The organism is Novipirellula aureliae, assembly GCF_007860185.1.
Taxonomy (GTDB): Bacteria; Planctomycetota; Planctomycetia; order Pirellulales; family Pirellulaceae; genus Novipirellula_A; species Novipirellula_A aureliae.
In genome coordinates this window covers 889,499-915,285 of sequence record NZ_SJPY01000001.1, presented here as the reverse complement: position 1 = coordinate 915,285, position 25,787 = coordinate 889,499, and the positions used below count along the sequence as shown (strand labels likewise).

19 protein-coding genes are annotated in these 25,787 nt (G+C 53.5%); 13 read left to right on the top strand and 6 right to left on the bottom strand.

From position 1 onward, the window contains the following. The first annotated feature begins 77 nt into the window (after nt 1–77). Both Q31b_RS03430 and Q31b_RS03425 read left to right on the top strand, forming a co-directional pair. A complete protein-coding gene (locus Q31b_RS03430) occupies nt 78–737 on the top strand; it encodes a hypothetical protein (RefSeq protein WP_315860378.1) in 660 nt (219 codons plus the stop codon). A 307-nt stretch (nt 738–1,044) separates the two neighbouring features. After that, nucleotides 1,045–1,251, top strand: a complete 207-nt coding sequence (locus tag Q31b_RS03425; RefSeq protein ID WP_231617269.1) for a hypothetical protein — start codon at nt 1,045–1,047, stop codon at nt 1,249–1,251. A 12-nt stretch (nt 1,252–1,263) separates the two neighbouring features. On the opposite strand, the gene Q31b_RS03420 is transcribed toward Q31b_RS03425, so the two are convergent. Then, nucleotides 1,264–3,726, bottom strand: coding sequence for an ATP-binding protein (locus tag Q31b_RS03420; RefSeq protein WP_146598226.1), 2,463 nt, complete (start codon nt 3,724–3,726; stop codon nt 1,264–1,266). 194 nt (nt 3,727–3,920) lie between these two features. On the opposite strand from Q31b_RS03420, the gene Q31b_RS03415 reads away from it, so the two are divergent. The 3 genes from Q31b_RS03415 (at nt 3,921) to Q31b_RS03405 (ending at nt 8,355) form a co-directional block, all read left to right on the top strand. Then, entirely contained in the window at nt 3,921–4,760 is an 840-nt protein-coding gene (locus tag Q31b_RS03415; RefSeq protein WP_146598225.1) for a purine-nucleoside phosphorylase, read from the top strand. Nucleotides 4,761–4,856: 96 nt separating this feature from the next. Continuing rightward, a complete protein-coding gene (locus Q31b_RS03410) occupies nt 4,857–7,409 on the top strand; it encodes a circularly permuted type 2 ATP-grasp protein (protein WP_146598224.1) in 2,553 nt (850 codons plus the stop codon). Between the two features lie 7 nt (nt 7,410–7,416). Beyond that, nucleotides 7,417–8,355: a transglutaminase family protein gene (locus Q31b_RS03405; protein WP_146598223.1), complete on the top strand. Its 939-nt coding sequence runs from the start codon at nt 7,417–7,419 to the stop codon at nt 8,353–8,355. Here the strand turns inward: Q31b_RS03405 and Q31b_RS03400 are convergent. From Q31b_RS03400 to Q31b_RS03385, 4 genes are all read right to left on the bottom strand, one after another. Then, nucleotides 8,348–9,577 (bottom strand): threonine/serine exporter family protein, encoded by a 1,230-nt coding sequence (locus tag Q31b_RS03400; RefSeq protein ID WP_146598222.1) that lies wholly within the window; start codon nt 9,575–9,577, stop codon nt 8,348–8,350. The genes Q31b_RS03405 and Q31b_RS03400 overlap by 8 nt on opposite strands. Nucleotides 9,578–9,696: 119 nt before the next feature. After that, nucleotides 9,697–10,176, bottom strand: coding sequence for a hypothetical protein (locus Q31b_RS03395; protein ID WP_146598221.1), 480 nt, complete (start codon nt 10,174–10,176; stop codon nt 9,697–9,699). A gap of 95 nt (nt 10,177–10,271) precedes the next feature. Continuing rightward, the gene (locus Q31b_RS03390; RefSeq protein WP_146598220.1) at nt 10,272–10,526 is read right to left on the bottom strand and encodes a hypothetical protein; all 255 of its coding nucleotides are present in this window, start codon (nt 10,524–10,526) and stop codon (nt 10,272–10,274) included. Between the two features lie 291 nt (nt 10,527–10,817). Beyond that, the gene (locus Q31b_RS03385; protein WP_146598219.1) at nt 10,818–13,583 is read right to left on the bottom strand and encodes a protein kinase domain-containing protein; all 2,766 of its coding nucleotides are present in this window, start codon (nt 13,581–13,583) and stop codon (nt 10,818–10,820) included. Between the two features lie 348 nt (nt 13,584–13,931). Here Q31b_RS03385 and hemC point away from each other — a divergent pair, with 348 nt between their 5' ends. The 5 genes from hemC to Q31b_RS03355 all read left to right on the top strand — a co-directional run bounded on the left by hemC (nt 13,932) and on the right by Q31b_RS03355 (nt 21,812). Next, nucleotides 13,932–14,885 carry a hydroxymethylbilane synthase gene (gene hemC / locus Q31b_RS03380; RefSeq protein ID WP_261343813.1) on the top strand — a complete coding sequence of 318 codons (954 nt, stop codon included), beginning with the start codon at nt 13,932–13,934 and terminating at the stop codon, nt 14,883–14,885. A 177-nt stretch (nt 14,886–15,062) separates the two neighbouring features. Beyond that, nucleotides 15,063–16,820: a GspE/PulE family protein gene (locus tag Q31b_RS03375; protein WP_146598218.1), complete on the top strand. Its 1,758-nt coding sequence runs from the start codon at nt 15,063–15,065 to the stop codon at nt 16,818–16,820. Nucleotides 16,821–17,166: 346 nt separating this feature from the next. Continuing rightward, on the top strand, nt 17,167–18,279 hold the full coding sequence (locus Q31b_RS03370; protein ID WP_146598217.1) for a type IV pilus twitching motility protein PilT: 1,113 nt from the start codon (nt 17,167–17,169) through the stop codon (nt 18,277–18,279). 253 nt (nt 18,280–18,532) lie between these two features. Next, nucleotides 18,533–20,251, top strand: coding sequence for a GspE/PulE family protein (locus Q31b_RS03360; RefSeq protein WP_146598216.1), 1,719 nt, complete (start codon nt 18,533–18,535; stop codon nt 20,249–20,251). Between the two features lie 124 nt (nt 20,252–20,375). Next, nucleotides 20,376–21,812 carry a type II secretion system F family protein gene (locus tag Q31b_RS03355; protein ID WP_146598215.1) on the top strand — a complete coding sequence of 479 codons (1,437 nt, stop codon included), beginning with the start codon at nt 20,376–20,378 and terminating at the stop codon, nt 21,810–21,812. Nucleotides 21,813–21,843: 31 nt separating this feature from the next. Here Q31b_RS03355 and Q31b_RS03350 read toward each other — a convergent pair whose 3' ends face one another. Then, a complete protein-coding gene (locus tag Q31b_RS03350) occupies nt 21,844–22,113 on the bottom strand; it encodes a hypothetical protein (RefSeq protein ID WP_146598214.1) in 270 nt (89 codons plus the stop codon). Between the two features lie 77 nt (nt 22,114–22,190). On the opposite strand from Q31b_RS03350, the gene Q31b_RS03345 reads away from it, so the two are divergent. The 3 genes from Q31b_RS03345 to Q31b_RS03335 are packed head-to-tail and all read left to right on the top strand — an operon-like array spanning nt 22,191 to nt 25,782. Next, on the top strand, nt 22,191–23,327 hold the full coding sequence (locus Q31b_RS03345) for a type II secretion system protein (RefSeq protein ID WP_231617268.1): 1,137 nt from the start codon (nt 22,191–22,193) through the stop codon (nt 23,325–23,327). Beyond that, nucleotides 23,324–24,640, top strand: a complete 1,317-nt coding sequence (locus tag Q31b_RS03340; RefSeq protein ID WP_146598212.1) for a type II secretion system protein — start codon at nt 23,324–23,326, stop codon at nt 24,638–24,640. The genes Q31b_RS03345 and Q31b_RS03340 overlap by 4 nt, the downstream gene beginning before the upstream one ends. Then, entirely contained in the window at nt 24,640–25,782 is a 1,143-nt protein-coding gene (locus tag Q31b_RS03335) for a pilus assembly FimT family protein (protein ID WP_146598211.1), read from the top strand. Before Q31b_RS03340 ends, Q31b_RS03335 begins: the two co-directional genes overlap by 1 nt. The last annotated feature ends 5 nt before the right edge of the window (nt 25,783–25,787 follow it).

The window sequence follows — 25,787 nt, the reverse complement described above, 5'->3', positions numbered from 1 at the left end:
TTGTTAAAGATTCTTCGCCATGAGAGTCTCGCTCAAGGTCCATTTCCAACCATCCCTTTGACAAACACAGATTGCGTGTGATCGTTTTCCGTCATCTATCGATTCTCGATTTTCGGCTGCCAGCGTTTTGTTTGGCACTCGTCATCGCTGTCGTATCGGGGTGTGGACAACTTGCCTATCGCTTAACCAACAACCCGCCCGAAACGTTCGTCCCGAATCCGCTCGAATTACCGCCCGCGGCGGATGACTTCGTGTGGTCCCAAGTGGTCGATTCGGTGGACGATTATTTCCGCATCGCTCGCGAGCAGCCCGTATTGAACTCAGGTGGGTTGGTTTCCGACGGGCGTTTGGAGACGGTCTACAAGGTCGGTAGTTCGCTGGCGCAGCCGTGGAACAAGGATAGCACGCCAGGATTTGAACGATTACAGGCAAGTTTGCAGTCGGTTCGCCGCAAAGCCATTGTAACGGTTCGTCCGCAAGGAACCGCTTATGTGATCGAGGTTGTCGTTCAAAAAGACTTGGAGGACACCGACCGAACACAATATGCGACTGAAACGACGCTGTCTCGGCGACATGATGGAACTTTGATACGCGAACGAGACCGAATTGACGAAGGCCCCCAAACGTTGGGCTGGATCCCGCTTGGTCGTGACGCTTCGCTAGAACAGGCAATTTTGGCTGACATTTTCGGTCGTATCACTCAAGTAGACGGCGGCGGATTCTTGCCGCATCATTAATCCTTTGGGTAGCGTTGTTTTCGACCGAAATCGGCATAATCAAAACACTTTGACGCAATCTTTGCTGCCGCCACTTTAGTCTTTTTCGAAAACTCATCTTCGGGCGGATCCGCGCCGATAGTCTTGCTGTCGCGATAGGAAAACGCCCACCTTTAGCGGACATGTGCAGTGCTGGGTGCCCCCCCCCCTCTTTAGTGATACGTTAATGATCTGTGCCACGCCCGTTCGGCTCGATTTGGACACCCTTTGTGGAAAAATTGAACACAAATTGTGTGAACTAGGACATCTTGAGCCAAAAGAATTCCCGATGACTCATCGAGAAGTCGTCCGGGGCGGCAAACTTTGCGGTTTGTATTTTTGCTTGCATGGCCCACGAAGTGTCAAACTAACGGCGATCTGTGACTTCACGAAAAGTCTTATCATCTATTACGGTAGCGACGGCATTCGCCGCGAAAGCGTGAAATTGACTGCAAAGACATCCAAATCGCTACAGTCTCAATTGCTTGCCGCCTGAGGTTTTGACGCCCTAAGCTTCTTCAGCGAACAGCTTCGATGCGATCCCGGCTGGATCGATTTGCCATGGAGTCCAAAGAATGAGTGGATCGGAAACGTTCAGGTCGCTTTTTCGAGGAGCGATTTTGGTCTCTTCGAGTTCAAGGTTTTGCTCATCAAATTGCTCACCAAGGATCGCCAATTCTTCCTGAAGCTCGACATCCAACTCGGTCATTTCGACAGCCAGTTGCCTGAGCGTTTCTTCAGCGCGGCCGATATCACTGCGCTGTTGTGCGGCGCGACTCGCACCGCGCGCGGCGGTCGATACTTTTGAGACATTGGTACGGCTTGCCAATTTCCGGCCCATGAACGCACCGAGTATTGACGCACCAACACTTGAAATGGTCGACCATTTCGCCGTCTCGTACTGCTGCTGCTCGACCTCGACACGCTGCTCAGCTGCCTTGATCTTTCGATCGAGCGATCGCATTTTATCCTCGTATTTGTCTCGCAGCTTTCGTTCGGCTTCGTCTTTGGCTTCGTGAATGCGATGTCGGAAATAGGCAATCGCTTTGCTCTTTTCATCCGACGGTGCGTAACCTTTCACCAAATTGCACTTGTACAACGATCGATAATGATGTCGGTACAGGTAATCCTTGAGTTGTGACTTAAAGGATCGATACCTTGATTTGCTGATCAATTCCGTCGGTAAGCTGGCGAAGGTGAATCCCGCTTCGGGTGAATCGAGCTGTTCGGTCGAAAGCCGCAAAGGACGGCTTGATTCCCAGACATCGTCCGGCAACCCTCGCGCACACGGAACGAATAAGCGGATGTCTTCCCAATCATCCAAATCGGCGGTCTTGCGGATAAAGTGCATCGACGCTTCGCCATAAAGGGCTGGGCGATAGACCAATCGAGCCCCCTCGGCGGGCGTTAGGTTCAATGCGACAAATCGTTCTTCGATCCCAGCCGGTACGATTGGTCGCTCTTCAGCGGCCACAGGTTGTGTTTCTGTTTTGTCAATCACTTCCTCTGGTGCAATCGCTTGCTGCGACGCTTCCATCATCCGTTTTCGATCCTGCATCAACTTGGATATTTGGGTTCGTGCGAGTGGACCCGCCAAGAACGACATTGCCCAACGAGTTTGAAAGATGCTCGGTTGATCATCGTGAACGTTGTTCATCAAGAAGACGCGGCTACCGAGTCCAGCCAATATCTGCTCCATCTTTTGACGATCAAACCGTTGGCCTGCTTGACCAGCGGCTCCTTCGAGTCCTTCCAAGACACGAGCTTTATCTCGTTCGGTTTGCAAGCGGCCCAGGAACCACGTTCCAATATTCGATAACCCCTTGTAGTCGAGGTCGACTGGGTTTTGTGTTGCCAATGTCACGCCGAGTCCAAACGCACGAGCCTGTTTGAGCAGTGTCAGCATCGGGGGTTTGGAGGGTGGGTTGCTGACGGGTGGAAAGTACCCGGCCACTTCATCCATATAGAACATTGCCCTGAGTGAACTCGTGCCCATTTGCATCCGCATCCACGCTACCAATTCGTTTAGCAGAATCGTAACAAAGAACATCCGTTCGCTGTCATTCAAATGAGCAATGGAAAGGATCGTCAAGCGCGGCTTGCCCTCCGGTGTATGCAATAGTTTTGGGATCGACAACGATTCGCCCTCCAACCATGATGCAAAGGCGGGTGAAGCGAGCAGGTTGTTGAGCCGCATTGCCAATTTCCCTCGCTCGGCGATCGGCATAAAGGAATTCAAGTCCATCACACCAATCCGCTCGATTGGCGGCGATTGGATGAAGCGAATCAACTGTGCAAGGCTGACGTCTTTGCCCTCACGCCAGCGGTGCGTCAAAATCGAGGAAATTAAAATATGTTCGGGCGAAATCATGGGATCGGCATCCATGCCCATCAACGTCAAAAGTCCTGAAACCGCACCGGTCACACGGTCGCCAATGAGTTCACTGTCATCACGTGATTCAGGAGGCGGTGCATCGAAACTCTTGAGAACCGTCATCGGCAATCCGATGTTGCTACCAGGCGTATAAATCGCCACGTCAACGGAATCCTTTAATCGCTCAATTCGGTCTGGCGTTTGTCCCCAACTCGCCAATCCCGATCGCCACCTCTCGGCCGTTCTCTCCGCCAACTCGCTTTTTGTGAGCCCTTTTTGGCGGGCAGCATCGTCATGCAGCCACTCTTCAAAATCACTTGGTCGTAGCTCCGGAAAGGTCAGTAGCAGGTTTGCTAAATCCCCTTTGGGATCGACACAGATCGCAGGGATGCCATCGATGGCGGCTTCTTCGAGCAGCGAAATACACAGCCCGGTTTTGCCGCTGCCAGTCATCCCGACGCACATCGCATGCGTGCACAGATCTTTTGAGTCGTACATCAACAGATCATCCTGAACCTCGCCCGAGTCCAAGTCAAAATGACGCCCCAGGTAGAACGAAGAAAGCTTTTCAAAAATCTCAGGTGACGGAGCGGACATGATGCAAAAGAGTAAGGAGTAGAGAAAAGTAAAGCTCGAACAATGACAAGTAACTCACAACAAATTCATTGAAATCTTATCATAACCGATTGTGGATGGTCGCGGACCAATGCGTCGTCGCGTTATGATACTATCGCTCTTTGCGAATGCGAAATGCCGCTTCGCTAGATGAACCTTCTTGATGGAAAGATAGCATGTTGGACTTGTTTGACAAAATCGAAGACGCTTCAAAAAAGATTAAGAATTCGTTTGCAATAACACCGAAAGTCGGTATCATCTTGGGCACTGGGTTGGGGGGCCTTGCCGATGAGATCGAGGTCGAAGCGATCATTGAGTACGGCGATATCCCACACTTCCCGACTTCAACGGCAACAAGTCATAAAGGAAGATTGGTTTGCGGGCATTTAGCTGGCGTTCCAGTTTTGGCCATGGAAGGCCGTTTTCATCAATACGAAGGCTATTCGCTAAAACAAATCACGCTTCCTGTGCGTGTCTTCAAGGCACTCGGTGCGGAATTGATGGTCGTTAGCAACGCCTGTGGTGGATTGAACCCATACTTCTCAGGCGGTGACATCATGGTCATCGAAGATCAAATCAATCTGCTCGGCGATAACCCTCTCGTTGGCATCAATGATGACCGACTGGGCCCGCGTTTTCCGGACATGTGCGCACCCTACGATCCGGGTTGGATTGACCGTGCGATCGAAATCGGCCGTCAGGAAAATATCATGACTCACAAAGGTGTTTTTGTTGCCGTCACGGGACCAAACCTCGAAACTCGAGCCGAGTACCGTTTTTTGCGATTGATCGGTGCGGATGTGGTCGGGATGAGTACGGTGCCCGAAACGATTGTCGCGGTGCATTGTGGTTTGAAGGTGGTGGGGTTAAGCGTCATCACCGACATGTGCTTGCCCGACGCCCTCAAACCAGCGAATGTCGACGAGATCATTGCAACCGCCAACGGTGCGGCACCAAAATTGAAAACGCTAGTGCGGCGAATTGTCGCCGAAGCAGGCTCCCTGCGGATCGCTTGACGGTCTGGTCCGTATCGCCTTGCTCTGTTCAAAAGCCTCTCGGCTCGTCACAATTTCCGATCCAGCCAATCTTCGTATGCATAGGTCCGCCAGACGTTGTCAACTACTGCTACCCCATCTTGCTCTCTAAGTGGCTACGCTGCTTCGCCCACGCGTTATGACGAATGCAAAAGCCCCGATGGGCAGATCCGTCCGCACTGGCAAAGCATCGCCGATTACTTTCAATCGCTTAGTCCACAAGGGATCCAAGAACGTGCGGAAACGATCGAGCAACTGGTTCACGAAAATGGAACCACCTTCAACGTGGATAGCGATGAAGGTCGCTCGATTCGTCCTTGGCGATTGTCGTCAATCCCCTTGGTAATCGACCCCGGTTCATGGGCTCGTCTCGAAGCAGGCTTGGCCCAGCGAACCGTATTGCTCGAAGCCGTCCTCGACGATCTGCTCGGTAACCAGCAGTTGATTAAAGAAAAGATCATTCCGCCCGAGGTGCTTTGGGCGAACCCGTTTTTTCAACGAGCTTATCATAACTTGCCTACGGCAAGTGGAAAGCGATTGCATGTTACTGCGACCGATATTGTTAGAGCCAACGATGGTACTTGGTGGGTTACAGGCGATCGCACCCGAGCGCCGAGCGGACTCGGGTATTTGCTTGAAAACCGAATCTTGACAAGCCGCGTGTTTCCGCAATTGATTCGCCAATGCAACACTCGCCGATTGGCCGGTTTTTTCGATTCTCTTCGCTCTCATATGCGTTCGTTGGCACCTCGAATGCGTGATAATCCTCGCGTCGCTTTGTTAACACCCGGCGGTGACAATTACCGCGATTTTGAAGACGCCTATTTGGCGCGATATCTAGGCTTCACGCTGGTCGAAGGGCGAGACTTGGCGGTTCGCGGCGGTGAATTGAATTTGAAAACGCTCGGTGGCCTATTGCCGATCGAGGTATTGTGGCGGCATGTTTCCGATCGCAAGTGCGATCCACTCGAACTCGATCCCACTTCGGACGAGGGCCCGACGGGTTTGCTCCACGCGATTCGCGAGGACAACGTTGCGGTTGTCAATTCGATCGGAAGTGTGATGGCCCAAACTCCAGCGCTCTTGCCGTTTTTGCCCGCCGCCAGTCGGTTTCTGTTTGGGCAATCGCTTTCGCTCCCCAACGTGGCGACCTATTGGTGTGGCGGGAAAACCGAATGTGACTTTGTCTTGAGCAATCTTGAGACGCTGGTTATCCGACCCGCCTTTGCGGTCAGTGGTACACCCCCCCAAATCCCGTCGGCAATGTCTGACGAAGCCAAGGCAAGGCTAATCGCTGAAGTCAAAGAAAAACCTCACGAGTACGTCGCTCAACAAAAACTTGACCATAGCACGACTCCGGTTTGGTCCGGCGACAAACTGATTCCATGGCACGTTGCCCTGAGGTGCTTCCAGCTGCAAACACACAGCGGCGTCGAGGTCTTGCCGGGAGCACTCGCCCGCCTCAGCCCACTCGAAGATGAGCTAGAGCGGTCGACCACTAGCGGCAACCTGACGATGGATTGTTGGGTCTCAAGCCAACAATCGGTTGACTTGGAAATTACGCTGCTGAAACCGTCCGATGCAACGGTCCGGCTTAAGCGAAGTGGTGATGAGTTGCCCAGCCGTGTGGCAGAGCACTTGTTTTGGCTTGGCCGATATGCGGAGCGTGCCGAGTCGATCACGCGGTTGCTCCGCGCGACCGTCGTCCGCATCTCAGGTGAAAATGAACTTCGCGATCTACCCGAAATCCCTCGCCTCTTGGCGGCATTGGCAGCAGTCGGCCAAATCGAACCAGGCTATGTGGTCGACGGAATGGTGGGTAGCCTTCCAAAGATCGAAAGCATGTTACCCGAGTCCGTGATTGACAAGAACCAACCGCGTGGTTTGCAGTCAACGATCGAATCGATTGTCTCGAACGCGCGTGCGGTTCGAGATCGAATTTCGATCGATGCCTATCGAATCATCCAGCGGATTGGACGCGATAGCGAAGACAAGACACCGCACGATGATGACAACATGGGACGCTTGATCGAACAATTGAACTGTTTGATTACCGATCTCTTAGCGTTTGCCGGTATCGCAAACGAGAGCACGACACGAACTCACGGATGGCGGTTCCTGCAGTTAGGTCGCCGGATTGAGCGGGCCGACCAGACAGCGGAACTACTCGACGCAACGTTGGTCCAGCCGATTGAGCGAGAAACCGCGCTCTCCGAAGCCGTTCTCGATGCGCTCGATAGCCTGATGACCTACCGCCAGCGATACTTGAATTTGGTCCGCCCCGAAGCAACCATTGATCTACTCGTGACCGATGAAACCAACCCGCGGTCGCTACGGTTTCAATTGCAGCAAATTGGTGAACTTATCACTCAGCTACCGACCGACGCAAAACTTGTTGGACTTGGTGCGGATGAAAAATTGGCTAGCGGTCTGCTGCACACGCTACGCATGGCGGATCCAATACGACTTAGCGAAGTGAATGGTTCGGGCACGCGATTTCGCTTGCAAAAACTACTCAATAAACTGATTGAAGGGTTACCGGATTTGTCGGATGCAATCGCTGCGCGATACCTAATTCACACCGGAACGACACGCGCTTTGACTGGCGTTGGCCCTTCGGAACTTAGCTAGGAATCGCATGCCAACCCCCTCTGCCGATAACCAAGCCGCCAACGAATCTGTGCGTTATCGCATTGAACATCGCACCGCTTACCGGTACAGCGAATCGGTAGCGATATGCCAAAATCAATTGCGGATGCAACCTCGAACGAGACCATCCATCACTTGTCATTTTTCGAATGTCACGATCACCCCTCATCCCGAACGAGTGGCCGAGCATGAGGACTACTTCGGGAACCGTGTCTACTCGTTTGCCATTGAGCGGATGCACCGAGAACTCACCGCTACCGTCATCAGTGAAGTAACGGTCGAGCCAGCGAAATGTTTGCACGTATCGAGCTCACCGGATTGGCAGTCGATCCAATCCGAATCGAGAGACATCGTCGGAGCTTCGGGGCGAATGATCCACGAATTTCGCTTCGATTCACCGCGTGTTGTCTCGGGCAAAATGTTTGCCGACTATGCCCTCGTCTCGTTCGCTGATTCCCGGCCGATTGTCGATGCCGCACTCGATTTGACCCGGCGGATTCATCAGGACTTTCGCTACGACACCGCAGCGACTCACGTGCACACCGAAACGGAAGAAGCCTTCCAATTGCGGGCAGGAGTTTGTCAAGACTTCGCTCATATTCAAATCGCTTGTTTACGATCGATCGGCTTGCCAGCCCGTTACGTCAGCGGCTATTTGCGGACGCGACCTGCTGAAGGTCAAACGCGGCTTGTCGGTGCCGATGAATCGCACGCTTGGCTAAGTGTTTATGGAGGCCAAAAGCTCGGCTGGATTGACTGCGACCCCACCAACGCTTGCTTTTGTAGCACGGATCATATTCCGATCTGCATCGGACGTGATTATGGCGACGTCAGTCCCATGCGCGGCGTGATTATCGGCGGTGGAGACACGTCCTTAAAAGTCAACGTCGACGTCACGCCCGTGGAAGGGCAGGGCGCCCTTACATGATCCGCTTCGGTGGGACGACCGCATTGGATGTCAACAGCCCACCAACAAGACACATTGCGATCAAGATCGTGTTAAACCCAAGTTCTACCCCTGCGATCGTATCATGGTCCATGAGCGCATTGAGCGTCCGGTAGCTGAACGAACCAGGCACGAGAACGATCAACGCAGGCGTCAGTGCGATCAGGGCGGGCCGATTCCGCAGTCGTGCGTAGAGATTACTACCGCAGCCAACCACGAGCGCGGCCGTAAACGAAGCGACCTCAACGCCATAGTACGGATTCACGAATCGGCTCGTTGCGATTCCCATGATGGAAACCGCAATGATGACCGGCCACTGGGCGATGCGGGCTTGAAAGATGATTGCAAAGGCGATCGGTGCAATCAGCAGCGCAGCCCACTGGACCACCCACGATGGCGGCAGCGCTGCGGTGATTTCCGCTGCGACGGGTTTGATCGGTAGTTGCCGCCATGATTCGGCTAGCCGCCACGCGATTGCCGCGCCGAAGAATAGCGTCAAGAGTGAGACCATTGCGCCCGCCAATCGCGCCACGCCTGCCGATAGATGTCCGACCGCCAACTCCGTCATCGCAACGGTTAAGCTCAATCCAGGAATCAAGATGATTACGCCTGCGAGCGTTACCAACCGATGGTCAATTGGCGTCACAAACTGGGCAATCGCTAACGATACGATTGCCGCCGCAAAACCAGAGACAGGCAACAACAGGCTCCGATCTTGTCCGAGCCATGACTGAGATTTTTCGAATACCACAATGCCAAAACCGATCGCCGATGCGGCCAATACCTCGGTGGGGCGACCGCGAAAGAGAACCGCCAGCGACCCACAACCCGCAGCGCATGCAAACGCATAAACCCAAAAAGGAAAAAGCGGTGGCGCTCGGTCAATTTCGGATAGCTGCTTTCTCGCTTCCTCAATCGTGATCTCTTTTTGCTCTAGGCGATCGAGCACATCATCGGTGCACAGCAACTTATCGACATGGACTTCCCCCGAGTCGACACGCCGCACCACCGTGCTTTCTTCGCCATCAATCGTGATTGAAATGACCAACGCGGTCGGAGTGTATAAAAAGACGGAATCGCAACCTAACGCTGTCCCCACCTTTGTCATCGTTCGTTCGAGCCGGTGCGACGGCGTACCGTAGCGATGTAGCAACATCGCTGCATCGATTAGAAAGTCCTTTAATCGGTCGTGCTCGGATGCCATCGGTCGCGAAAACTCCGGCGTCGCGAAGCGACGGCAGGTGATAGCCCCAGACGTGCGTCCAGGGATACGAATTAAACCAGTTCACAACGTCCCGAAAGGAACGACAGGTGCACTCCGTCCTACAGATACATCCCCAGGAAACCACCTTCAGCATCACTTTGCTCTTCGATTGCTTTGATGCGATCCTCGGTCTTTTGAAGATCACCCGCTTCGATATAGCGATCGAACTCAACCATCACGGCTCGCTGTGCCGTTTCGGCTAGCAGTTCCACAAAAGGTCCGGTTAACCAATCGCACGTTTCGCGTGTCAGTTCTACTTTTAACTCAAGTGCCTTGGTCTTGAGGTCCTTTTGACCTGTCATCACCGTTCCTTCGAAGCTGAACTCGACCATGCCGATCAGCGGATCGTTTGTCAAATGGAACCGGCAAACACCACGGTGCAAATAGTAAGTGTTATGTGCCCCATGCTTTGCCATCGCTGCTTTCACTCGCAGCACAAATTGCTCGAAGGTCGGCGAAGCGTCAAGCGGCACATCGATTCGTGACACACTACGTAGCGGCAAGCAATCAAACTCGACTTCGACCCATTTCCCAAACATGCAGTAGTATTTCCTTAAAAGTGGGGCAAGATTCTAGCTTGCCAACAAACCCATGGGGTAGGCTTCTAGCCTGCCCTCATTCAATTCTTCGAATCCTATTTTATTTCTTCGAACGATGCTAACTCTTCATTGAGCGGTTCGACAACCTCGACATCGCCACCAAATGGGTCGTCCGAGCCAAACCCTTCTTCGGGTGCACCGTTCTCTTCGTCCGTCCATTCATCGTTCGTCGTCGCTGCGCTATCGTCGGCCTGTGGTTTGGCCAATGCCCGTTTTTCTAAAAACGAAACGACGGGGACAGCCAAAACAGCGGTCAATAGAAACACGACCCAAAGAATGAAATAAAACATCGATCACTTACCATGTTGAAATGAAAGTTCCCGAGGCGGGAGCCTCGGTTGCAGTGCGTTGCCAAGCAGGAGCCTGGGAACGAGTTGTCCGACTTTTGGTGCCCAGACTTCTGCCTGGGACCGGATGGTGGCAGGCTCCCGCCTGCCGTGTTACCTAACCACACAATCGAGGCGGGAGCCTCGGTTGCAATGTGTTCCCCGGCGTGCGCCTAGAAACGAGTTCATTCTCAACCATGACGATAATCCATGCGATCCGCAAATGCAACTCACACGCTCGGTCAATCAAAACGGTCAATCAAAACGGTCGATCCACCGCGTCCACTCGGCGACCTGCTCATCGGACAAGGTCGCCTTGGGAAGCGTCTGTAACTTCTCGCTCCCGGGCATCCTCGATTTTTGAGCGCGAACAACCAACAAACCATTGATGTTGATCTCGAACCCGATGGTCCGCGACCGATTGACGCCAGTGCTTGAGTCATTGCTGATTTCCAAGTCGTAGCGTCCGAGGGACTGCCAATCACCACGAGAAACTCCAGACGATTCGACCAGTGAAATGGACATCATCTTTCGTTCATGATTGACGTTCAATCGCCGATTGGTTCGCGCTGGATAGGGGGTTCCACAAGGCAAGATCGGTAGTACTTTGCGGCGACGCTTACCGTCCTCGACCAAGATACCGATGGTTTGACCGGCAACCGCTTGCGGCGGACTCGCATTTCCACCACGCCCGGGAAGTTCGCCTGCCAAACAAGATGCTGCACCGCGAGCCACATCGCTGCGGTCAACCGCTTGAATGGAAACATCACCTCGAAACCCTTGAAGCAGATCATGCTGGATCTCCCGAATGCGAAGCAAGGGACCGAGCATGATCACCGTATCGATTTGAGCGCGTGACACATTGGCATCGTGGCAAGCGGTCATCAGCGACGAGCGAAGTCCCTCGAGCAGGCCTGTGCATTTTTCCAGCCATTGAGCCCGGCGGATTGTGACCGTTCTCTTCATGCCAGCTAAAAATAGGGTGACTTTCGCGGACGGCAATATCAACAAAGCGTTCATTGCGTTTTCACAAGCAACCTGAAGCATGGGAGCTTGATCCGATCGGCGCGGATCAATCCCCGCCGCTGCCATAAACAATTCAGCGGTCACTTCCACTAATTTTTGTTGCCATGGTAACGTGCCGGTATGCCAGTGACCTGCCGTCGCGACTTGGCGAATTCGATTGACATCACGCACGAATAACGCTGTCTCACTTGCTTGCCCCGTTAAGCCGATAAAGAGAATCTTTTCTTCGCTGGCGTGACGCAGTTTTGACCGGTCGTCCACTTGGTTGGTGTTCGCAGTCGTCGTGTTGGTCGTCCTGTCCGCTGCCTCGCGACTGCGGTTCGCTTCCGATTCGGCAGCAGGCTCGAGCGGCAATAGCTCCCCGTTCGGATCACCGGGCGATTCAAGCAGTGTTTCAAGTCTTGGCTCGAAAATCAACGATTGAACCGCCGCGACACTACGGTCGACCAATCGAACCGAATGCAGTCCCGCCATCGATGCCGCCTGCAAGATGCTTCTGCGATGCAATTGATCGTAGCTGGAGGGGATCGTCAAAGCGACGGCAGTCGGCGGCCCGTTGTGGCTCCAAGCGTTTCGGATGATCTTGCGAATCATTAACGCTAGTAGCACCTCGGGCGGACATCGGCGACCTGCGACTTCTCGATCCACCGTCGGCCTGCCAATATACATCGGCACGCAATGCACCAACTTTTTGTTCGCACGCGTGCGAAGCTGCATCGCATCTTCGCCGTAAAGCAATTCTCCATGCTCGCTGGCAATCGCCATGCGAAATAGTTTACGACCCTCTCCGCCTGCGTTCAGTAGATGGATGCGTCCTAAGGGGGATGCTTCCGCAGCCGAACTGAGAAACATCCCCAGATCGATCGACAAGACGTTCGCGACCTGCTGCGAGGTACTGCCGCCTGCAAATGTTGATGAGTCGCCCGCTGATTGCCGTGATGCAAACTCGGTTAGCCAAATCGGCTCGTCCGACTTGTCCGCATACTCGCCAAGGTCTTCGATCACTTCATCAAGCGATGCATAACGCTCGTCAGGTGATTTGGCCATCATGCGGCGAAACAAATTGGCAAACTGGAAATCAACATCGCCGCAAAACTGCATCAAGTCGGGGATCTCACCATGTCGATGCCCGTAGACTTGGTCCAAGTACTCTCCTGTAAACGGCGGCTGGCCCGTCAGCAAGAAAAACATTGTCGCTCCAAGCGAGTAAATGTCGCTGCGAGGATCAGCAGAATCAGGGTCCTCCAATTGTTCCGGCGACATGAATGGTAACGTCCCTACCAATCGGCCCTTGTCTCGTTTGATCGGTTCCGCTTCGGAGGGATTGTCGGGGTGCAGCGTCAAGTCAATATTGCTGATCCGGGCCAAGCCGAGATCGAGCACCTTGACCGTGCCGTCGATCGAACGCATCAAGTTGCCCGGCTTGACGTCGCGGTGGACGATCCCAGCTCGATGAGCAAACAATAACCCCATCGCTGCTTGCCGGATCACCGAGGCTGCTTGGCCGACCGGCATCGGACCGCGGCGAGCCACGATTTGCGTCAGCGTCATGCCGTCGATGTATTCCATCGCCAAAAAATGGAAACCGTTGTCTTCACCAGCATCGAATGCGGTGACGATGTTGGGATGCAAAACGCGTGATGCCGCACGAACCTCCTCGTAAAACCGGTTGATCGCGTGCTCATCCTTCACCATTTTTAGCGGCAGCGTCTTCATCGCCACGGTTCGCTGCATCCGCAAATGCTCCGCCAAATAGACTTGACCCATCCCACCGCTGCCGATCAATTGCTTGATCTCATAGCCGCCAAGCCGTGACGGGATATGCCGCTCCTCAAGCTCGGTCATGCCTTCGACGCCCCCATGCCCATCGGAGCTAAAGTCAGCGCTAAAGTCGCCGCTTTGACTCAGTCGCGATGCCGTTCCGCTCGCCAAGTCACCAACACATGTCGGCGGTTCGGTAAGGGGGCCATTCGTTGAGGAGGAAGAATCGGACAATGCAATCGATGGAGCATGAAATAGGGAAGAGAAGAACCGCTCGATTATAGACTACCTTGCCGATGATGAACTCCCAAATTTTCTTCACTTCCTAAATGCAACGACAATTTGCCAGCCCATCCCAGCACTCGATGGCAAAATCGGTACAAACGGTTGTTTGTCACTAAGGTTGGAGTCCAGGCTTTCGCCGACTTTCGCACATTCCCACCCCCTACCCCAATCGGCGAAACTCCAACCATTGCTGCTTGCCGGTTTACCCGAAACGGCATTAAGCTATGCCTACTGCCGCGTTGGCCCCATCCTGGTTTTGTGTTTTCTGCGACGCCGCTTCCCAAAAGAGTCCCCATTTTGTCACCAAATACAACGAATTCATCGTCGGCGGATCGTCCGCTACGGATTGCGACTCGACATAGCCCCTTGGCGATGTGGCAGGCCAAACATGTCGCAATGCTGCTTGAGCAAGCGGGCCAGCAAACCGAGTTGGTGCCGCTTGTCAGTCGCGGGGACACCGACATGCGACCGATCGATTCGACCCGCCAAGTCGGTGTGTTCACCAAGCGGATCCAGCAAGCGCTACTCGACGATGAAGCGGATATCGCCGTCCATTCGATGAAAGATTTGCCAACCGAAGTCGATCCACGCTTGCACTTGGTGGCCGTGCCGCAGCGCGAGATCGTTAACGACTGCATCGTTTCTCCCGCCCGCTGGTCGCTCGATACGCTGCCTCATAAAGCTCGGATCGGAACGGGAAGCCGGCGAAGGGCGGCGCAAATGAAGCATCACCGCAGCGATTTGAGCATCGAACCGATTCGTGGCAATTTGCAAACTCGACTCGCAAAGCTGGAAAACGGTGACTACGACGCCATCATGCTGGCCGCCGCCGGGATACTCCGCTTGGAAATGGAATCTCTGCCGCGAATCGAACTGCCCCTCTCGGAAATGCTGCCCGCACCCGGTCAGGGAGCATTGGCGATCGAAGTGCTCGCGGAAGCCGAGGCGACCATTGCGCAGACACGATGCCTCAACGACCCACGATCGCGAGCCGCCGTGACCGCCGAACGAACGCTGCTGGCGAACCTCAATGGCGGCTGCCTCGCCCCGATTGCCGCCTATGCCTCTTTCCAAGGGGATTCATTGCACCTCGAATCCGTCGTGCTGTCGGCCGATGGCTCGGTTCGACTCGCCGATCAACGCTCGCTGCCGCTCGCCTCCGGTGAGATGCAGGCAATCGCAATCGAAATCGCCAATCAAGCCAGCGAAGTGCTGGCCAGCCAAGGTGCCAAAGCATTGATCGGTCGGTGACTTTTGTTGGAGTCAAACCCGTCTCCACACCGAGGATGTCTGAGGATGTCGTAAACGGGCTTTTCAGATAGCTATCTTGCCGCGTCGATGGTATCCTAAAGGAATACGTTGAAATCGAAACGTGTAACCCCCTTATCCTTACGCCACCCTCTAATGCGTTCTTTCTAGGTATTTAGCATGAGCCAAGCGATGCAAGATTTCACTGACTTGCTACTGAAAAATGGAACGATCAGCCTCGACCAGCTCTCCGAAGCCGAGGAGGTCGCAAAACAAACCAAAGCGGATGTTGGCGACGTCTTGATTCAAATGGAATACGCCACGCCCGAAGAGGTTGCCAAAGCTCTGGCGGATTTCCATAAAATCCCCTTCGTCGATCTTCGTCAAGAACGCATTCCTGAAACCGTCATCGAATTGGTCCCCGAATCGGTCGCTCGTGAAAACACGATATTGCCCTACAGCGATGATGATGGGGCGCTGCGAATTCTAATCGCCGACCCCTTCGATCTGGAAACGATCGAAAAGCTGCGGTTTATCCTGAACCGAAAAATTGAAACCGCACTGGCACCCAAATCCGCCATTTTAGGGGCCATCAACCAGTACTACGGGCAGGTGGAAGGGGAGTCCGCGGACTCGATGCTCCAAGAGTTCACCGACACGGCGATCGACTTCACCGAAACGTCGGACGAGTCCGACGCGATGGACGAGACCGTCGATGATAGTAGCGCGCCGGTCATCCGACTGGTCAACCTGATGATCCAAGAAGCGGTCCAGCTTCGGGCTAGCGATATTCATGTCGAGCCGTTTGAAGAACGAGTTCGCATCCGTTATCGAATTGACGGCGTTTTGGTTGAACGAGAAAGCGTGCCGCGGCGAATGCTCTCGGCAGTCATCGCTCGCATCAAAATTCTCTCCAAGATCGACATCAGCGAAAAACGACGCCCAACCGATGGTCGTATCAAAATCACCGTCGGTGACAAACAGCTCGATTTGCGGGTCAGTATCATCCCGACCAATCATGGCCAATCGTGCGTCATGCGACTGCTCGATAAAGACAACATCAAAGTGGGGGTTCGGCAGTTGGGATTGTCCGAGCGTGACTTCCGCAACTTCAACTCGCTGATCCGTCGGCCCAATGGAATCATCCTGGTCACCGGACCCACCGGCTCGGGCAAGACCACCACCTTGTATGCATCCCTCAATGCTCTCAATCGCCCTGACCGTAAGATCATTACCGCCGAAGACCCGGTCGAATACTACCTGCCTGGGATCAATCAAGTCGAAGTGAAACACAAGATCGGACTCGACTTTGGACTGATCATTCGCGCCATGCTACGCCAAGCCCCCAATATTATTCTGGTGGGCGAAATGCGAGATCACGAGACAGCATCGATGGGAATCCAGGCTTCATTAACTGGACACCTGGTATTCAGTACGCTACACACGAACGATGCGCCCAGTGCTATATCACGCATGGTGGACATCGGTGTACCTGGATATATGGTTGCTAGTAGTGTGATTGCGGTCTTGGCCCAGCGGTTGGTGAGGACGATTTGCCCTCGTTGCAAGGTCCGCTACCAGCCGCCCAAAGAGGTGATCCGGGACTCGGGGTTGCCACCCGAAATGATCGCCCAAGCCGAGTTCGCTCGTGGCAAGGGATGCCCCTACTGTGGTCGCAAGGGCTACCGCGGTCGAATCGGTATCTACGAGCTGATGCTGGTGAACAACAGACTACGTGAAATGATGTTCAAGGGCAAGGATTCGAAAATCATCCGAACGGAAGCGATAAACAATGGCATGTCAACACTTTACGCCGATGGAATGCTCAAGGTGATTCGTGGAATCACCACCTTCGAAGAGGTCTATCGGGTGGCGAAGAAGACGGAGCAGGAGGAGTTGGCGATGAACCATATCGTCAAGGATTTGGCTTCTCTGTAGTGGTTTTACCCGTGCCCCAGGCTTCCATCCCCCAGGCTTCTAGCCTGGGACTTCTGTGGCCTAGGCTTCTAGCCTAGGGACTTCCGTGGCTTAGGCTTCTAGCCTGAGACTTCCATCGCCCAGGCTTCTAGCAAGGGGCAAATGGCGAAAGCCCTAGGCTGGCTAAGAAAAGCACCGAAGCTGCTGAACGTTTGTTGTTTTCAGGAACGACTTGTCCCAGTCTTCTTTTGCGGAATTCCCATCTTTTCTTGGACTTTCCGTTGCTGGCATAGATAATGGAGGTGTCGACGCGGCTTAGGCCGCGCCAGCGGCATCTAATCTCACTTCTCAAGTCAGGAGTCCCTTGGTGGCTACCCTGTTAATTGACAAGCTGCTCCATGCAGCGATCAAGCAAGGCGCGAGCGATATCCACATTGTCGTCGGCCAACCACCTGTTTTCCGGCTGCATGGTCGGATGCGGAAGCTCGACACAAAAACGCTGGAAGGGGAAGATACGGTCGGGCTGATGAAAAGTATCACCCCCGAGCGATGTCAGCGGGAACTCCAAGAATCGGGCTCGGCTGACTTCGGGTTCGCATTCGGCGATGCAGCCCGTTTTCGCGTGTCGGTGTTTAAGCAGCGCGGTTTCATCTCGATGGTGCTGCGACAAATCCCGAATGACAAATTGACACCGGAACAATTAGGACTCCCTGAGTCTGTCGTCAAAATGATTCACCGCCCGCGCGGGCTGTTCTTGGTCACCGGGCCGACGGGGTCTGGGAAGAGTACGACATTGGCCAGTTTGATCAACTTGCTCAACGAGACGGTTGACCACCACATTATCACGATTGAGGATCCGATCGAGTTTTATCACGATCACATTGAGAGCACGATCAACCAGCGCGAGGTCGGCGTGGACGTACCGAGTTTCGCCGAAGCGATTCGCCGGGCACTTCGCCAGGACCCGGATGTGATTTTGGTGGGTGAGCTTCGCGACCTCGAGACGATTGAAGCGGCAATCACTGCGGCGGAAACGGGTCACGTTGTATTCGGAACGCTACACACCAACAGTGCTCAGGGGACGGTCAACCGAATCATCGATGCGTTCCCTGGTAATTTGCAGGATCAAATTCGAACTCAGTTAGCGAGTACGCTGATTGGCGTTGTCGCTCAGACGCTGATTCCCCGTATCGGCGGCGGGCGAACGGCGGCGTATGAGGTGTTGGTGGTGACTCCTGGTATCGCCAACCTGATTCGCGAAAACAAGACCTTTCGTATCAACAGTGCGATGCAAACCGGAGCGAAGTTCGGGATGCAGCTCATGGACGACGCGCTGTTTAAGCATTGGAAAGACGAAAAAATTACCGTTGAGGACGCTTTGTCGAAGGCACAACGGCCAGACGATTTAGCGAAACGGATTGTTCAATTCCGCCATGGAGAAGGCGACAGCCAAATCCCAATCCCGGAAGATGAAAAGTAAGAGAAGCGGGAAAGCAGGGGAGTTGGGAGAGAGGGAGTTGGGAGCTGGGAGTTGGGAGAGAGGGAGCTGGGAGAGAGGGAGTCAACGAGAAGAGCTGCATGAGTCATCAACTCCCAACTCCCAACTCCCAACTCCCAACTCCCAACTCCCAACTCCCAACTCCCAACTCCCAACTCCCAACTCCCAACTCCCAACTCCCAACTCCCAACTCCCAACTCCCAACTCCCAACTCCCATAACTCCAAGCTTCTAAAATGGCTCCACGACGCATCGGACAGATCTTAGTTGACCTCGGTTTTTTATCCGATGAGCAGCTCGAAATCGTTCTTGAGGAACAAGAACAACAACCAGGAGCGTTGTTCGGAAAAATTGCCGAGGATATGCAACTGATAACCGACGAGCAGCTGATTCAAGCGCTCGCGGAACAGATGGGGATGCAAACGGTATCGCTCGAGGACGTGAATATCGCGCCTGAGATACTCGAGAAGATTTCTGAGACGATGGCCCAGTTGTACCGTGTGGTGCCGATCAAGTTTGATGAGGCGATGAATCGTTTGACGGTGGCGACTTGTGATCCACAAAACCTGACGATTCAGGATGAGCTCAGGACGTTTCTCGGGTACGACATCGCGATGGTTGTTGCGACCGAGCATGATATTTTGCAAACGATCATCAAGTATTATGATTCGGAAACGGAGAGCGTAGAAAAGTTGGTCGCCGAATTGGCGAACGATGTCGAGCTGAAGAAGATGATTTCGGCATTGGAGACGGAAAAGTTCAACATTACCGATGCCGAGGCGTTAGCGGATTCCGCGCCGGTTCGAAAACTGCTCAACATGGTTTTGCTGTTGGCAATCAAGGATCACGCGTCGGACGTTCATTTCGAGCCATTCGAAGATGAGTTTCGGATTCGGATCAAGGCGGAAGGCGTTTTGTATGAAATGGTCCCGCCGCCGCGTCACTTGGCGTTTGCGATCACGACGCGGATCAAGGTGATGGCCAGTTTAGATATTGCCGAGCGTCGGATGCCCCAAGACGGTCGGATCGAATTGATGGTCGGGGGTCACCCCGTCGATTTGCGGGTCAGCGTGTTGCCGACGATCTTTGGCGAGAGCGTCGTGATGCGAGTGCTCGACCGCAGCGTTGTTAATTTGTCACTTGAAAATGTAGGGATGGATGAGGCGACGATCACTAATTTTCGCAGTGCGATCGATCGACCTAACGGGATTATCTTGGTCACGGGGCCAACCGGAAGCGGTAAAACGACGACGTTGTATTCCGCACTGACGGAACTGAACGACATCGGTGAGAAATTGATGACGACGGAGGATCCGATCGAGTATGACATTGACGGGATCATTCAAATTCCGATCGATACCGATGTCGGGGTCACCTTTGCGGCCTGTTTGCGAGCGATCCTGCGGCAAGATCCTGACACGATTTTGGTTGGCGAAATTCGCGACTTGGAAACGGCCGAGATCGCGATCCAAGCTGCACTGACCGGCCACTTGGTCTTCAGCACGCTGCATACCAATAGTGCCGCTGCAACGGTGACGCGATTAAAGGATATGGGCATTCAATCCTTCATGATCTGTGCGACGGTCGAAGCGATTTTGGCTCAGCGATTGGTGCGTCGAATTTGCACGAAGTGCCGTAAAGAAACGCGAGTCAGTTCGGAGATGTTGTTTGACCTCGGCATGGAACGCAAACAGATTGAGAACAGGACATTCTTCAAAGGCAGCGGCTGCGAAGCATGCAACAACACCGGTTACAAAGGCCGTATCGCACTCTTTGAACTGATGATTATGAACGACAAAATTCGCGAAATGGTTATGGCCAATGAGTCGACCGAACGCATCCGCGAAGAAGCCGAAAAAGACGGCATGATCGCACTACGAGAATACGGAATGGCCTTGGCTCACGAAGGCATTACCACCCTCGACGAAATCATTCGAGAAACCGTCGAAGAATAGTCAGCGAAGCAGCATGCGTTTTATTACTTCCCTTTTGCATTTCTCCTTTTAATTTTTCCCCTTTTAACTGCGGTCAGAAACTAGCTGATAGCTGACCGCTTCCTAGCTGAGAGCTTTTCCTCCCATGCCTACATATCAATTCGAAGCGATGGACGCGGCCGGACAAGAGATCCGGGATGAGATCGATGCCGCCAGTGAAGATGAGGCACAAACCACGATTCGCCAGATGGGATACTTCGTTACGAAGATCTCCGTCAAAAAGATCGCTGCCGGGCAAGCAGGTGGTGCGAAGAAGAAGCGTGGGTTCTCGATCGGCGGTGCCAAGACGAAGCATATCTGTGCGTTCACTCGCCAATTGTCGATTTTGCAAGACGCGGGGCTGCCGATTTTGCGCTCGTTGAAAATTTTGGAGAACAATCAAAAGCCAGGCAAGTTGAAATTTGCACTACAAGATGTTTGTGAAGAGATCGAAGGCGGGGCAACGCTTAGTGAAGCGATGAGTAAATGCCCGAAAGTCTTCAGCCGGTTGTATGTCAACATGATCAAAGCAGGTGAAGCGGGTGGAGCACTCGAGACGATTTTGCAACGGTTGGCCGAGTTCTTAGAGCGAGCAGAATCGCTGAAGAAGAAAGTAAAAGGCGCACTCATCTATCCGGCCGTTGTGGTCACGGTCGCTTGTTTGATCTTGACGTTCATTATGCTGTTTATCGTTCCCACGTTTGAAAAGATGTTCGATGAGTTCGGTCTCGACCTGCCAGCACCGACGGTGTTGTTGGTTGCGATGAGTAGTTACATCGCCAATTATTGGTTCCTCTTGATTGCGATGCCCGTCAGCTTGTTGATCTTTGTTAAATTGGTACGCAAGTTCAACGTGGGCCGGATTGGATTTGACCAATTCATTATCAAGGTACCTGTGTTTGGTAGTTTGATTGAAAAGAACATTTTGGCACGGACAACACGAACACTTGGGACGCTCGTCAGTAGCGGTGTGCCGATTTTGGAAGCGATCAACATTACTCGCGAAACGTCTGGCAATGCGATGTTCGAACGCTTGTTCACGAAAGTCAACGAACAGATTCGCGAAGGGGAAGTGATCAGCAAACCGCTGAGCGAGCACAGCGAGCCAGGCTTCAATCCGATGGCGATGTTCTTTTGGGCATTGTTTGCCGCGTTCCCTGGCATACTCGTCTTCAGTGTCGCGGTCACGGGCCGCGGAACCAAAATCGACGATGGAACGATGGTCCAAATGTTGATGAGAATGTCGGGATACATGATGGGAGGCGGAGCAGCATTGTCAGCGTTATTTTACTTAACAAAAATCAAAGCTCGAGTCGTCGACGATCTTGTTGTCAACATGGTCGACGTCGGCGAAGAGACCGGTGAACTCGACACCATGTTGTACAAGGTTGCCGATACGTATGACGAAGAAGTGCGAACGTTGACGGACGGTTTGACCGCGATGATGGAGCCATTGATGATCGTATTCCTCGGCTTTGCCGTCGGGTTTATCGTCATCAGTCTCTTCATGCCACTCGTCGACCTCATCACCGGTTTGAGCTAATCGTAGCGGAAGTCGCCAAGACTTTCGGCAGCTAACAATCGTAGGCTGGGTCGACAGGCGGGCGACCCAGCACCACAACGGACAGACCAACAAAGATTAAAAGACAGCCACGAATCAACACGATCCGATGCAGGTTATTTCGCCACGGATCGACACCGGTTTCCACGGATTGAAACCGTACAGCTTGATCCGTGTTCCATCCGTGAATATTCGTGGCTAAAAAGTCCAAGTAGTAGAAGACAGCCACGAATCTCGCGAATAAGCACGAGTCAAAATCCATCCGATACAACAACTTCATCATTCGTGTCGATTTGTGAGATTCGTGGCCCAAAACCAACTGACAAATTCCCAATGACTATTCCTTTGAGAACCGATCCCATGCGTACTAGAAAACCACACGGCTTCACCCTCGTCGAAATCCTCGTCGTGATCGTGATCATCGGGATCTTGGCAGGCATCACCGTCCCCGCGGTCATGCGATCGATCCGGACCGCTAGGCAGACAGCATTGAAACTGGAACTCAACTCGATCGCGCAAGCGGTCGAGCATTACAAGGAAAAATACGGCGACTACCCACCGGACGGCAGCAGCAAAGCGGTGCTCGAGCGGCACATGCGAAAACTGTTTCCGCGTATGTCCTCCCAGGATTTTACTATTCTACAATTGATGACAGATGATTCTCTGGACACAACCACGGTAGGGACTTTTTCGCCGGTCGCCATGGATCGAGGGGAAGCGTTGGTTTTCTTCTTGGGAGGTTTCAGTAATGACGTTCAGTTTCCGATCACCGGGCCCGGCGGGCCGTTGGAGCTGATCCCTTCGCCAACAGCTGACCTTACCGACTTGGCCAATTACCAAGTCAACATGACTCGCGACAACGCTCTGTTCGACATTGACGTGACCCGCGTCACGGCTGGCCGAGCCAGCGCTACCGATCCAATGCTTAGCACCGATGAAACATCGTTCGCATACACCAATCCGGAACTCTACGGTGGCAAGGATCTGTTGCCGGTCTATTTGGCGGGTGGCGATGAGCTATCGCCGATCGTTTACTTCGACTCGCGGACGTATGGCGACATTGGCGGGGATTACAACGGTTATCTATCTGGTCTCGCTAGTGTCGGAGGCATCCGCCCCTATAAAACTGAACTCGCTGCGAAACCACCAACGGGCGCTAATTACGCAACGGTGGCCGAAGCGTTCGCAGCGATTCCGTTCCACAATCCGAATACGTTCCAGCTTATTTCGCCGGGGCTCGATGGAGTCTTTGGCGCGATTGTTAATGACGACTTGGGTAATCCCGTTCATTTTGTTACCGAAACTGGACGTCCCGTTCGCCCCGAGGTCTCCGCGACGACTCCGGAAGGATTGGTTTTCCCCAGCCCTTCCCTTGGCGGCAGGGGCTACCAAGATCGCGACTGGACGAACGATGGTGCCAGAACTGCGGTCAACGGCCACTTGGACAATTCGACCAACTTTATTGAAGCAGCGACGCTTGAGGGAGAGCTTCAATGATCTGGCCTCCAATCGCTAGACGAAACCGACGATCGGTAACTGGCTTCACGCTGGTCGAGATCTTGGTGGTTTTAATCATCATCGGCGTGATGAGTGCGATGGTCATGACGGCCGTCACCGGGGTCACCAACAGTGCCCGAACCTCTCGCACCCGAACCATCATCGCGACCATCGATAGCGTGATCCAGGAACAGTACGAGAGTTTCAAGTACCGTCCGTTGCCAGTGGAAATCGTCGACATGAGCCAAGGGATCACGGATGCGGATATGCAACTGAGCCGCGAAGTTTTAGCCGTAGAGGCAGCTCGCGTGCGACTTTTAATGTTGCGAGATTTACAGCGGATGGAGATGCCCGATCGCTATAGCGACATTTACAACGGTCCCATCCAACCCCGCGCTGCGGCGAACTTAGTGAAGATTGCGGAAGTGGATATTCCGCCCAATATTAAAGAAGGTGACATCATTGGCACCCGAACCGCAAAGGACAGCCGATATCCGGTTGTGGTTTCTTCCATCGATTCAGCAAAGCGTACGGCTTACCTAAGTCGACTGCCTGCGACGCTTCCGACGGCCGAGCCTGAAAAAACGCTTTTTTATACAAACCAAAGCGCCGAATGTTTGTATTTGATCATGGCGACTTCATTCGTGGGGGGGACACCTGCGATCGACATGATTCCATCTTCGAACACGGGAGACACCGATGGGGACGGAATCCCCGAGATCTTGGATGGATGGGGGCAACCGATCGGTTTTGTCCGTTGGCCGGTTGGCTACTACGATCCCACAGGATCGTTGGATGTGACCGTTCCCGACGAGTTTGATCTGTTTCGGTCCGACTTCGCTTATTCGGATATCCCTACCGAGAGCGAGACACCATCGAGCGATGCCGTCGTACGGGCAGTCAGCGTCAATACGGCACAAAACAGCGTCTTTCCTTGGTCACTACGCCCTTTGATCATTTCCGCTGGCGAAGACAGTCAGTTTGGTATCGCGTTCAATCCCTATCGCACGATCGATGACCCCTCCGATCCTGAAGACCCTGGCTTGGACACGTTTAGCTATGTCAACTCGGCTTGGAAGTGGCGGGTTGACGCAAAGAACATGGGAACAACCGAGTATCTTGGACGAGGCGATGGTTCGTTCAATTACATCGTACCGGATCCCTACATGCGGTCGTTCATCCGCCTGAACGATCCAGACATAATACTTCGATCGGCAACCAATCGTCGTCTGATCGGCGAACCACTTTCCGCAGACCGTGACCCCGTGCTGGCTGACAATATCACGAACTTCGCATTACAGGAGTCGAGATAATGAGACGCATGTTTAGACGTTACCGAAATCGGATCATGGTCAAGGCGTTTACGCTGATTGAGTTGCTTATCGTCCTTTTTATCATGTCCGTGTTGGCTGCGATCGCCTTGCCTACTGCCAAAGGTTTGATTGAGGATCAAAAGGGGTCACGAGCCGCACGTAGCATCATTGCTTTCTTCGACGTGGCTCGCAGCCGAGCGATCGCGGAAGGTCGATATGTCGGTGTACGGATTGAGCGACTCGATACCGCAACCGCGTTTGGACAAGCAGCCTCGGTGCAACTTCGCCAATTGACGGGGGTGCCTCCCTACTCGGGTGACGCATCGAATGCCTACGCAACCTTAAAAGGGTCGCCCATTAATCAAGCGGAGTTTATTGCAGCCGATTGCCCACTGCTGCTACTCAGTTCACAGATCATCAATGGCGTGGGCCCCGCCGTCGCGCCACCCATTCAAATCGGCGATCTACTCGAACTTCCTGGCGGGCGGATGGTTCCGATTTCGGGAATGGCGGGGGTCTCGCCGACAGCCTCTGTCGTGTTGACGCTACAGATGAAACAGAGCGTCCTTGGCGGTGCCAACACGTTTCCGACTGCGACCCGCGGTGCACTCAATTCGGCCGGAGACAGGGTTAAGTTTCGAATCCATCGCAGCCCCGTTCCTTCCTCATCCAACACGTTAGCGTTGCCACGCGGAACTGCGATCGACCTCAACTATTCAGGCGTTGGAATTACGGGAAATCAGTTTAATCCTGTATCTACCACTTCTGACATTGACATTATTTTTGGTCCAAGCGGTAGCGTCTTTGCCGCAGGCGGGTCGACGCCTCTATCAATGATCTATCTCTGTCTTGGCGAATCCGATGGAGTGATCCCGGCGGGGGAAGATCTTTATCAACAAGATCGTCAGGGGACAGCCAACTTAATGAATCTGGATTCCGTTTGGTTGATGATCAATCCCAACTCAGGAAAGATTACCGCGTCGCCAATTGCGTCGGTACGTTCGGCCAGCATTCCTACGGATGTCGCCGATCGAACGGACTTGAGTTACCTATCCGATGTCGACCCCGTCGACATCGCCAACAATGATTCTGCGCTAGCGGACGCCCGATCGTTAGCCGTCCAATCGGTGCAAATCGAATAAAAACC